Origin of the sequence: uncultured Lamprocystis sp. (genome assembly GCF_903933125.1) — a bacterium.
In the GTDB taxonomy this organism is placed as follows: domain Bacteria; phylum Pseudomonadota; class Gammaproteobacteria; order Chromatiales; family Chromatiaceae; genus Thiodictyon.
Genome location: NZ_CAIZIZ010000215.1, coordinates 1 through 10,335, shown reverse-complemented (window position 1 = coordinate 10,335; position 10,335 = coordinate 1). Strand labels below are relative to the sequence as shown.

The following is a 10,335-nucleotide window of genomic DNA, read 5'->3' as shown; positions in this document are numbered from 1 at the left end:
GCTGGAGCCGGTATCGAATTTTCTGCTGGCGGAACAGTACGCGGCGGATCGCACGGCCGCCACTTGGACGCTGGCGTTACGCGACGCTCTGGCCGGCTTGAACGTGACGGTGATGCAGGGCACCAGCGATGAGGCCACGGCGTTGCGCCGGCACATTGAAACGGATTTTTTGGCCCATCACTCACCGGACCTGTTCCATGGACAACAGGAGGTATCGAAGGGCCCCAGCCTGCACCTGGCCCGCCAAGTGAAGCAGGCTGAGGGCCGCGTCGTGGCCGCGCAGGCGCGCTGGGACGCCGCCCGGGCGGCCGAGCGGGCGTATGAGGCGCAATCGCCACGTCCCTGCGGGCGTCCACCCGCTTTCGCGGCGCGGATTGAAGACGCCGTGGCCGCCGTGGTGCAGGCCGAAGCCGATCACGCGCAGGCCCAGACGCGTCAAACGGACGCGCGTGACGTGGTGCGTGAACTGGGAATCCTCTATCACCCCTATGACTTGGAGCACGGACAGGCGCAGCCCGTGGAGCGTATTGCCCAACGTTTTGCCGATGTCTGGGCGCGGCTGCAACAGCTTGCCGACGCGGCCGATCTGCCGACCCGTGCCCGCGAGCGCTTGGCCAAAGCCGAGCGCCTGACCATCCAGTTCCTCGCCACCATCACCTTTTTCTTCGCGACCGTGCAGGCCAAGGTCGAGGCACTGAATCTGTCGCCCGCCCTGGAACACGCCCTCCTGACGCAGGTGATTCCGGCGCTCTACCTGGAACGGGTCGCGGCGCGCAGCACGCACGCCGAACCGCGCCACCGACTGCGCGCGCTGAGCCGTCAGTTGCTCGAACCGCTCGGCCAACCCGATCATCCGCTCAACGCCCTGTCGGCGATCGAGCGCGCGCGCCTCGAACAGGTGGCCGGCGACTGCGCCGATCTGTTCCAGCGCAGCAGTTCCGCGGTGGAGGGTCGCAACGGTCAACTGTCCCTGCATCATCATGGCCGGCATCGCCTGAGCGATCAAAAGCTCGCGGCACTGACCGCGGTGCATAACTTCCACATCCGCCGCGCTGACGGCACCACGGCCGCCGAGCGTTTCTTCGGCCAAGCTCACGCGGCGTTGTTCGCGCTGGTGCTCCAGCGGATGCCGCTACCCCCGCCACCAGCGCGCCGACGACCCCGCCCGCCCAAGCCGCTCTCGCTGCTGCCGGTGGCGGCCTAGCGGGGGGTGGCCGGAACGATGATCAAGGCCATCGCCGCCATCAAGGTTTCCAGCGTGGTGCGGACCAGGTGACCAAAGGCCCGGCCGCCCGCATCGTAACAATCCACCAGTCCTTGTGCTTTGCGCAGCAGGTGCGCCCAGCAGCGCAGGCGGCGCGGATACCCGCGGTAGGAGAACCAGCCATCGCTCATCAGCCACCCGCTGAAGCCGTCCAGCACCTGCGTGACCGTGGCCTTGCCGCGTCCGGCGATGACATACAGGGTCGTCGTCGCCGTGAGGAACACCCACAACCACCGACTTTGCTCCTGTTGCGGCCAGGAGGTCTCGTCGGCGTGCAGCAAGCCGCTCTCGCTTGGATGTCGGCCAGTAGGGTCGCTTCGACCGGTGCCACCACCGCGGCGGCCTCATGCAGTGTCTGGTGGATGGTCCCGATGTTCAGGTGCACCCCAACCAGTCGTCAAGGAATTCTTGGATGCGTGCCCGCGAGAGGCGAAAGCGCAGGCTCAACGCGACGATCAAGGTCGCCAGCCCCGGGCCGACCAGCCGCCGCATAGTTGCACGCCCTCCAGCGTGGGGTCGCCCGCGACCTGCATGGGCTGCTCACGGGTGTGGTGCCCGCAGGCGTCGCAGCCGCCTCGAAGAAGCGGTGATCGACCACGCGCAGCCGCACGCCCGGCGCCGTGGGGTTACCCCAGACTAGATCGAGCGATTGAAACCCGGTGTAACAGACAGCCGCGGCCGCCCCGGCGAGCGACGCCTGACAGCCGTGACAGGCCGCAGGGCGATGCGCCTCGGTGGCCTGCGCGGTGAACCGCTGCGTGCGCCCCACGCCCGGTGTCCCGGGCTGCTTCCCCGGCTTGCGCTGCGGACGCTCGGGCGGGGTGGGGGCGCCCGGCGGGGGCGCCGCTGGCTCAGCGTCGTCCGCCGCGCTCGTGTCGAGCGACCGCGTCTTCGTCCGCGTCGGTTTCCGGCGCCTCGGTCGCGGCCACCCCCGCGCGATCGCAGGGCGCACGACTGCATCGGTGGCCGGGAACTGTTGTTCGGATTCTGCCGCAGACGCTCTTGCGCTTCCTCCAGATCCGCCAACAACGTCCACGACAGCGCCTCCGGCAGGCGCTGCAGGTACCCGTCGTCCAGTTGTCGCAGATCGTGCTGGCTGAGCTTCACGTCACGTCTCGCGCGTTCGCAGGCGGCCTAAGAAACCTAAACTCTTAGTACACTATGTTGCCACGATCGCCCGCCAATGTCTCGCGGATCGCTGGTCTGAGGTGGGGGGTCTGAACGAGTACGTGGCGGGTAAAAATCCCGATCCAGGATCTGCCCTTGGCTATAGGGACATTCCATCGGGAAGGCCGCCGCCGATAGTCCCGACTCCTGCGCCGCCAGATCGGCCGCCTGACCATAGGACTCCGCGATACTATCCGCTAGCGCGGCCCTGAGCCCCGGGTTCTTGTCCAGCAGATAGCGCAGCGCAGCGCCGCCCGCTGCTCGATGATGGTGTTGCGCCAGCTCTTGCCCTCGAACTCCGCCCACTGCCCGGAGATTTGTCGATACTGGAACTGCCACTTGAGCAGATGCGCCAGCAGCACACGCAGCCGGTTGACCAGCTCGTGTCGCTGGCTCTTGCTTATGTCGTCCAATTCCTCTACCAGGTGATCGATGTCCAACTCCGCAAAGCGTCCCTGTCGGAGCAGATCGACGGTGCGGGCGGTCCAGTCGGAAAAGTCCTTCTCATATAGCAAGCTCAGGTTGCTCATCTGATTAAATCCTCCGTCATTGACCGCGGCGCCTGGTGGACGGATTTTGTTACGCTGCAGGCGACGGGTTGGTTGCCTCATGTTGGCGCGTAGCGTGTAGGATGCGGTGAATACTCGAACCGCATCAATCGTATAACCGATTCAGCGTGGTGGATAAAACCCCCGCTCCAGAATCTGTGCTTGATCATAGGGGCATTCTCGCGGGAAGATCGTGGCCGGCACATCCGACTCCTCGGCGGCCATATCAACCGCCTGACGATAGGATTCGACAATAGCCTCTGCCAACACGGCTTGAAGCGCCGTGTTCTTTTCCAACAGATAGCGCAGGGCCGCGCGTTGCTCAATGATGGTGTCGCGCCAGCGTTTGCCCTCGATTTCCGCCCACCGCTGCGAGAGACGGGGATACTGAAAATGCCATTTGAGCAGATGTGCCAAAAGCACGCGCAGCCGGTTGACTAATTCGTGCTGTTGGCTGTCGCTCATGTCGTTTAACTCCGCAATGAAGTGCTTCAGGGCAGCAGGTCGCCAACCAAGATGTGCTGAGTGGCGACTTCCAGCGGGGAGGCCTGGGCATCCGCCGCCAGAACCCATCGCTGCGCATAGTCGCTGTTCTGTGGTTCGCGGCAGACCTCCAGTGTCTCCGCGTTCAAGTCCAGAATCCAATACTCAGGCACGCCCGCACGGGCGTACGCCGCGAGCTTGCGGCCGCGATCATAGGCGAGGGTGGTGTCGGAAATTTCGCAGATGAGTACCGCGCGGGCGGGGTGGGCATCGCGGTAGTCACGCGGTTTGCCGGGGACGACGGCGACATCGGGTTCAGGCGCCGAGTGGTCGTCGAGGTTGAATGGGAGTTGGACGCGCACGGTGACGTCGGCGCCGAATGCGCTACGCAAGGCGTCCGCGACCAGCGTGACCGCGGTGGCATGCCGGCTCTTCTGGGGTGCCATGTCGATGATCTCCCCGTCCAGCAATTCCACGTGGTCCTGCGGCCCGAATACGCCGGCATCGATCATCCGGTCATAGTGTGCCCGGCTGAATCGGTGTCTGGTCAGTTCCAGCACGGCGCTCATGTTGCAGCGGCCGACCTCAACACTGTTTGCACGCCTGTACCGGTAGCCCGCGCTTGATCCAGCCGGGTCCGGCGGCGCTGCCGACCATGCCTTCCTTGATGTTATAGACGTGGGTGAAGCCGCGCGCCTCGAGCTCTTTTTGCATGTAGGTGGTGCGATTCCCGGTGCGGCAGATGAGCGCAATGGGCGCGTTGCGGTCGCCCTTGACCTCGGCGAGCACGGCCTCGGCAAAGCCGTCCGGCCCCTTGGGGTTGCGCATTTCGATGCGTACTGCTCCCTCGGCGACGCCGGTCTGACGCCATTCCTCGGGGGTGCGGATGTCGATCAGGGTGAGCGCACCGGTGCGCGCCTGGTCGTTGGCCTCCGGGGCGGTCAGCGTTGGCCCGGCCTCGGACAAGCAGGCAGTCAGCAGCAGGCCGGCGAACAAGGCCAGGGCTTGGCGTTTCAGGGGAAAGCGAAGGATCATCATCGGTATCTCTTGAATGGGGGACGGATCAGATCCGCCCGGCTACAGCTTAGTCGGCTGAGTTAGGTCGCCGTGCCGCGATTCCAAGTGTCCGTATCCCAGCCGGGACTAATGCCTGATAGGCACCGCTGGACAGGAACACGCCCACGGTGATTGCCGCGATGCCGACGTAGTCGACGGGTCTTGGCACCTCACCAAGCAGCGGGATCGCCGCGAGCATGGCCAGCACGGGCACCAGCGAGGCGAAGCTCGAGCCCAGCGAGGCCCCGAGGATCCCGACCGCCTTGGCGTACGCGAACAGCGAGACGATCGACACCAGAATACCCTGATAGACCGTCTGAATCACAATGGCGCTCCAGGGTGCTGCCGTGAGCCGGTGCGGCAGGAAGAGCGCATAGACCGGCAAGTACCAGATGGCCGACACCACCGATACGACCGCAGCCGCGTGTAACGCGGTGAAGCCCTTGGTGCCGGCGCGGCGCATGGCAACGGTGAAACTGGCCCAACAGACCGCCGCGAGCAGAAATAGGATGTGTCCTCGCCAATGGCCGCTGGCGAGGTCGGCGAGGCCCGTCCCGATCAGAATCAGGATGCCGACAGGAATCAACAGGAGTCCGGCTTGGCGCGAGCGGGCGATTCTTTCGTGCAGAAAGAGCATCGCGAGCAGTGCGGCCCATAGGGGCATGGTGCCGGGGATCAGGGCCCCGGCGTGCCCGACCGGGGCGAACTGCAAACCGCCCGAGGCGATGAGTACATAGGGGACGCCGGCGCCAGCACAAATCACGCAAAGCAGTGGTAAGCCGACTTGACGGACCGCAAACCCGTCACGGATCACGATTGGCAACAAGAGCGCGCCGGCACAGCCGAACCGCAACGCGGTGATGTCGAAGGGCGAGAGGGAGGTCGTGACGCCGAATCGGGTCAACAAGATCCATCCCACCCAGATCGAAATGGCGAAGAGTCCCCAGAGTGCGCCGGCCAGGTAGGTTGCTCGCGGCAACGCGACGCGGGTCTCGTGCATCAGACTGGACGCGCGGCCGGGGCCGGTTCTGCCAAACCCTTCGAGGCGAACTCCTGGTCGGCCCGGCGCCCCATCGCACGGATGACCGGACCCAGCGTCAGACCCTGCACCAGGATCGAGAACACCACCACGATATAGGTCACTGAGACCAACAGGTCGCGGATCTCGCCGTGCGGCAAGGCCAGGGCCATCGCCACCGAGATGCCGCCGCGCAGCCCGCCCCAGGTCAGGATTGCGATCACCCCGGGGGCAAAGGTGCGAAACCGGGTCAGCGATGCCATCGGCAGACCGGTACTGATCGCCCGGGCGGCCAGGACCAGCGGGATGGCCAGCAGACCGGCGAGCAGGATCGATCCCGTCATGGTCAGCACCATCACCTCAAGCCCGATCAGGACGAACAGCACGGCGTTCAGGATCTCGTCGGTCAGTTCCCAGAAGCTGTCGACATGCCGCATCGTCTGGTCCGACCAGACCCCGTCACGCGCCAGGTTGCCGATCAACAGGCCGGCGATGACGACGGTTATCGGCGCTGAGACATGCCAGTGTTCGGCCACCGCATAGGCGCCGCTGGCCACCGCGAGGGTGATCAGCACCTCGACCTGGTAGTTGTCGATTCCGCGCATCATGTAATACGCGAGACCGCCGCTGGCCAGACCCAAGGCGAAGCCGCCGACGGCCTCTTGCAGGAAGGTAGTCAGAAAAAGCCCCGGATGGAGCTGCTCGGCGCCGACAGCAATCTGTACCAGTACCAGGAAGAGCACCACGGCTGCACCGTCATTGAACAGCGATTCGCCGGTGATCTTGGTCTCCAGGCTCTTCGGCGCCGCGGCCTGCTTCAGGATGCTGAGGACCGCGATGGGGTCGGTCGGCGAGATCAGGGCGCCGAACACCATGCAGTAGATCAGGGGAACCTGGAGCCCGAGCAGAAGGAACAGCAGCCAGGCGCCCAGACCGACCAGTAGAGTCGAGATCAGCACCCCGACGCTCGCGAGCAAGGCGATGGCCCACTTATGTTCCGCGAGATCGGAAAGCTTGACATGCAGCGCCCCGGCAAAGAGCATGAAGCCGAGCATCCCGTGCAGCACGGCCTCGTCGAAGGGGATGCTGTCGAGCATCCGCTTCACGTCATCCTCCAGCCCGTCGCTGCCCGGAATCGGCAGCAGCAGGGTCAGTGAGATCAGCAGCGCGATCAACATCAGGCCGATCGCGGTCGGCAGTTTCAGAAACCGGTAGTTGAACCAACTGAACAGCGCGGACAGCGTGAGCAGGGCGGCAATGATGTCGAAAAATCGCATGGCGAGGTGCGTCCCCCAGGGTGGTGCGTCCAGGTTGGTCCGACGATGCGCCGGGCCGGTGCGGTTGCTTGATCCCGCACGCTAAACGCAAGGCTCCGTGAATGCAATTCCGGCCGCGACCCTCAGTCGGGGACGATCCTCAGCAAGCGCCCATTGGGCTCATCGGTGAGGACATACAAGAAGCCGTCAGGCCCCTGCCGCACATCGCGCACGCGGGCGCCGATGGTGAGCTTCTCCTCTCCCGCCACCCGTTCGCCGTCCAGGTCGATCCGGCGGATTTGGCCGAACTTCAGTGCACCGCTGAACAGATCGCCCTGCCAGCCGGGCAAGCGCTCTGCGCTGTAGAAAGCGAGCCCGCTGGGGGCTTTCGACGGCACCCAGACCAGCCTGGGGTCGATCATACCGGGCCGACTGGTCTCATCCGTGATCTTGGGTCCCCAATATTCCATGCTGTAGGTCACCACCGGCCAACCGTAGTTGCCGCCGCCGACCAGTAGGTTGAGTTCATCCCCGCCGCGGGCGCCATGCTCGGTGGCCCAGACCCGGCCGGTGCGGGGGTCGCGGGTCAGGCCCTGGATGTTGCGGTGACCCAGGGTCCAGATTTCGGGGCGGGCACCCGGTTGGTCCAGAAAGGGGTTGTCGGGAAGGGGTTGACCGTCCTCGCTCAGGCGCACGACCTTGCCGAAGTGGGTACTCGGGTGTTGCGCCTGGTTGCGGATATTCGCTCCGGCATGGGCAATCGGCGGGTTGCCGCCGTCGCCGATGCTCATCAGCAGTGAGCCGTCGGGTAACCACAGCAAACGCGAGCCGAAGTGTTGGCCGTCGTTCTTGGTGTCGGCGTTGCGGAAAATAATCTGGAGGTCTTCCAGCCGGCCCTCGCGCAGGCGCCCCCGTGCCAGGGCGGTGCGGTTGGCGTCCTTGGTGCCCTGGGCAAAGGTGAGATAGACCTGTTGGTTCTCGGCGAATCGCGGGTGCGGTGCAACATCGAGCAGACCGCCTTGGCCATAGACCAAGACCTCCGGTACTCCGGCGATGGGGACGGGATCCAGCCGGCCGTCACGCACGAGGCGCAGGCGTCCGGGACGCTCGGTGATCAGGGCCGTGCCGTCCGGCAGCCAGGCGATGGACCAGGGGTGTTCGAGCCCCGTGACCACCGTCTCCGCCCGCCAGCCGCGCGCCTCCGGCACCTCACCGCTGATCGGCGCCGGTCCGCCCGGCGGCGCGCAACTGGCCAGCGGCAGCCACGCCAGCAACAGCGGAGCCAGGATCGCGCGGATACTCATGGGCGAACGGATCATGGCGCTCGGGTGTCCAGATGGGCATAGGGCGGTTCGGTCTGTAACCGCTGGTCCTCCAGCGGACCGCCCACGGTGAAATGGTAAAGCGATTGCCACCGGGTGTCGGCAATTCCCAGCAGATCATGCACCGCGTCGTCGAAGAAGCAGCCGATCCCGGTCCCGCGAAGCCCGGCCGCCTCCGCCTCCAGATAGAGAATCTGACCGATCAGGCCGCATTCCCAGAAGAGTTCCCGGTAGTGCCAGGGTCCATCCGCGAGTGCCGCATCGAAGTCCGCCAGCATCCCGACTGCGAAGGCGCTGTCGGCGGCAATGTCCTGATGGCAGGCGAGCTGGCGTGCCGCCGCGCGGGCGTCGCCCTGGACCAGGCAGAACAGCGGCAGGTGGTCGGGCGCGCCGGGGACCGGGTCCCAGCGCCAGTCTTTGCGCAGGCCGGTGCGCAGGGCGGGGATGGCCGCGGGGTCGCGGGCCAGGCAGTAAAGCCCGGGGGCAATCCCCTCCACCCGGTGCACAAACAGGGCGAGATGGATGCGGGGCGGTCCGCTCCAGGCGTCCAGTGGCGGTACCCCGGCGCGTGGCAACAGGGCGTCCAGCATGGCGAACCAGCGCTGCGCCGACAGCGGTGTCGCCCCGTCGAATTCCTGCGCACTGCGGCGTTGGCGAATCAAATCGGCAGCACTGAGTGCGCAGGGGTTCTTCGCCGGCGGTGGGAGGGTCGGGTGTTGTATGGCGACAGGGCGCACTGCATCGGGGCGCTCAGCGGCCTCATGCACGGTTGCGATCCCGGACCAGTGCCGATAGTCCCGGCTCAACAGGTTCGCCTTGCCTTGGAAACACCGCGGTGCCTGGCGCAGTCGCGTGAGTTCGGCCTCCGGCGGGATCGCGGGGCCGACCCAGAGCGCCAAATCCGGAGCCTCCTGGTGACCGGGCGCGAATTCATCGGCACGGTCGAGCCCCAGGAGCCCGGCCAGCACCGCGTCGCCCCAGGGCAGCCGCGTTACCTGCCAGCCCAGGAGCGCGGCGGCATAGGCAACCGCCGCGATGGCGTGGCCGAGATCGTGCTGACAGTAGCGGAAGGCGCGCAGGCCGTACTTCCAGGCTTCCCGCCAGTGGATGCTGCTGAGCGCCACCACCAGACCCTCGGTTGGCGGCAGCGTCGGCGCTGCTTCCAGGTCGAGCGCGCGTTGTTCCAACCGATGATCTCGGCTCACATAGTGATAGACCCCGCCGGCGAGACCCGCCCGCGCGCCGGTAATCAGATAACACTCGGTGGGGTGCAGATTCCCGCTGGATGGATTGCAGCGCAGCGCCCACCGGGCATCGCCATAGGACTTCCAGGCCGAGAGTCCGAATGACAGCTCCAACAAGACGGCCAGATGGGCCAGATCCACAGGAGCCGGATGTGGCCGTTCTCCGCTGCGAATCGCTGAGAACGGCGCCGTCTCGGCATCGGCCGCCAGCCGCAGGTCGATCCCCGGGGCCCCGGTGAAGACCCGAAACGGGTCCGGCTGATTCGTCCAGTCCAGGCCACCCGGACCAGGGGCGTAGCCATTGAGGTGATGTTTGCTTTGCTGATGATAGGCGTAGATCAGGTCCAGAGTGGTCATGCCGTCGCCGGCTCCGGCAGTCGCGACGGGGCCTCGCCGCGCGCTTTGAGCATCTCGAAAGGATCAGGTCCCTGGCGCTGGTGACCGGCGGCCATGAGTCGCTCGAGATAGTCGAACCAGAGCGGCTGCCAGGCGCGGCCGAGCTTATAGAGGTACTGCCAGTCGTAGAGGCCCGAGTGATGCCCGTCGTCGAAATGGATCTTCAGGGCATAGCTGCCGATCTGCTCCAGGTCGGTAATGCCGACCTGTTCCTTGCCGACCTGTAGCTTGGCGGTGGCGGGAGAATGCCCGCGGACCTCGGCGGAAGGCGACAGAACACGCAGATACTCGCAGGGCAGACTGAATCGGGCGCCGTCGTCATAGGTGATCTCGAGCACCCGTGACTGCTGGTGGAGGTTGATCTCGGTCGGCAGCGGTCGGTTTTCCATGATGAGATAACGTGCGTTGGCTTTCTCGCGTTGAATTTACCTTTGAGGTTGGGACGCGGACGCGGGATGCCAACGGAGTTTTCTCGGCATGAAATTAGGACAGTCTGTTTGACTTGGGGGCCTTGATCATTAAGCCGGCCAGACCCAAGCCGGCACGCGTCGCGGCCGGGGGCCGCTCCTACCGCAGCAGCG

General features: G+C 65.7%; 12 protein-coding genes. 1 reads left to right on the top strand and 11 read right to left on the bottom strand.

Annotation, left to right across the window (positions count from 1 at the left end; all coding sequences use genetic code 11):
* The coding region (locus QZY03_RS10810; RefSeq protein ID WP_295580857.1) for a DUF6399 domain-containing protein at positions 1-1,204 on the top strand (1,204 nt) is incomplete at its 5' end.
* Here the strand turns inward: QZY03_RS10810 and QZY03_RS10805 are convergent.
* The 11 genes from QZY03_RS10805 to QZY03_RS10755 form a co-directional block, all read right to left on the bottom strand.
* Positions 1,201-1,545, bottom strand: coding sequence for a transposase (locus QZY03_RS10805; protein WP_295580855.1), 345 nt, complete (start codon positions 1,543-1,545; stop codon positions 1,201-1,203). The genes QZY03_RS10810 and QZY03_RS10805 overlap by 4 nt on opposite strands.
* Before the next feature lie 862 nt (positions 1,546-2,407).
* Positions 2,408-2,737, bottom strand: a complete 330-nt coding sequence (locus QZY03_RS10800) for a DUF29 family protein (RefSeq protein WP_295580859.1) — start codon at positions 2,735-2,737, stop codon at positions 2,408-2,410.
* Entirely contained in the window at positions 2,629-2,961 is a 333-nt protein-coding gene (locus tag QZY03_RS10795) for a DUF29 domain-containing protein (protein ID WP_295580853.1), read from the bottom strand. The genes QZY03_RS10800 and QZY03_RS10795 overlap by 109 nt, the downstream gene beginning before the upstream one ends.
* A 141-nt stretch (positions 2,962-3,102) precedes the next feature.
* Positions 3,103-3,444: a DUF29 domain-containing protein gene (locus QZY03_RS10790; RefSeq protein WP_295580851.1), complete on the bottom strand. Its 342-nt coding sequence runs from the start codon at positions 3,442-3,444 to the stop codon at positions 3,103-3,105.
* A 26-nt stretch (positions 3,445-3,470) separates the two neighbouring features.
* Positions 3,471-4,031 (bottom strand): Uma2 family endonuclease, encoded by a 561-nt coding sequence (locus QZY03_RS10785; RefSeq protein WP_295580849.1) that lies wholly within the window; start codon positions 4,029-4,031, stop codon positions 3,471-3,473.
* A 16-nt stretch (positions 4,032-4,047) separates the two neighbouring features.
* The gene (locus tag QZY03_RS10780) at positions 4,048-4,500 is read right to left on the bottom strand and encodes a rhodanese-like domain-containing protein (RefSeq protein WP_295580847.1); all 453 of its coding nucleotides are present in this window, start codon (positions 4,498-4,500) and stop codon (positions 4,048-4,050) included.
* A gap of 46 nt (positions 4,501-4,546) precedes the next feature.
* Entirely contained in the window at positions 4,547-5,518 is a 972-nt protein-coding gene (locus tag QZY03_RS10775; RefSeq protein WP_295580845.1) for a DMT family transporter, read from the bottom strand.
* On the bottom strand, positions 5,518-6,813 hold the full coding sequence (locus QZY03_RS10770) for a sodium:proton antiporter (RefSeq protein ID WP_295580843.1): 1,296 nt from the start codon (positions 6,811-6,813) through the stop codon (positions 5,518-5,520). Before QZY03_RS10770 ends, QZY03_RS10775 begins: the two co-directional genes overlap by 1 nt.
* 122 nt (positions 6,814-6,935) lie before the next feature.
* Positions 6,936-8,096, bottom strand: coding sequence for a PQQ-dependent sugar dehydrogenase (locus QZY03_RS10765; protein WP_295580841.1), 1,161 nt, complete (start codon positions 8,094-8,096; stop codon positions 6,936-6,938).
* Between the two features lie 11 nt (positions 8,097-8,107).
* Positions 8,108-9,715 carry a SagB/ThcOx family dehydrogenase gene (locus QZY03_RS10760; RefSeq protein ID WP_295580839.1) on the bottom strand — a complete coding sequence of 536 codons (1,608 nt, stop codon included), beginning with the start codon at positions 9,713-9,715 and terminating at the stop codon, positions 8,108-8,110.
* Positions 9,712-10,143, bottom strand: coding sequence for a DUF971 domain-containing protein (locus QZY03_RS10755; RefSeq protein ID WP_295580837.1), 432 nt, complete (start codon positions 10,141-10,143; stop codon positions 9,712-9,714). The genes QZY03_RS10760 and QZY03_RS10755 overlap by 4 nt, the downstream gene beginning before the upstream one ends.
* Between the last annotated feature and the right edge of the window lie 192 nt (positions 10,144-10,335).

Excerpts from the sequence above, each read along its gene's own strand:
- QZY03_RS10785 (WP_295580849.1), bottom strand. The coding sequence starts at position 4,031 with ATGAGCGCCGTGCTGGAACTGACCAGACACCGATTCAGCCGGGCACAC.
- QZY03_RS10780 (WP_295580847.1), bottom strand. The coding sequence starts at position 4,500 with ATGATGATCCTTCGCTTTCCCCTGAAACGCCAAGCCCTGGCCTTGTTC.
- QZY03_RS10775 (WP_295580845.1), bottom strand. The coding sequence starts at position 5,518 with ATGCACGAGACCCGCGTCGCGTTGCCGCGAGCAACCTACCTGGCCGGC.
- QZY03_RS10795 (WP_295580853.1), bottom strand. The coding sequence starts at position 2,961 with ATGAGCAACCTGAGCTTGCTATATGAGAAGGACTTTTCCGACTGGACC.
- QZY03_RS10765 (WP_295580841.1), bottom strand. The coding sequence starts at position 8,096 with ATGAGTATCCGCGCGATCCTGGCTCCGCTGTTGCTGGCGTGGCTGCCG.
- QZY03_RS10760 (WP_295580839.1), bottom strand. The coding sequence starts at position 9,715 with ATGACCACTCTGGACCTGATCTACGCCTATCATCAGCAAAGCAAACAT.
- QZY03_RS10755 (WP_295580837.1), bottom strand. The coding sequence starts at position 10,143 with ATGGAAAACCGACCGCTGCCGACCGAGATCAACCTCCACCAGCAGTCA.
- QZY03_RS10790 (WP_295580851.1), bottom strand. The coding sequence starts at position 3,444 with ATGAGCGACAGCCAACAGCACGAATTAGTCAACCGGCTGCGCGTGCTT.
- QZY03_RS10770 (WP_295580843.1), bottom strand. The coding sequence starts at position 6,813 with ATGCGATTTTTCGACATCATTGCCGCCCTGCTCACGCTGTCCGCGCTG.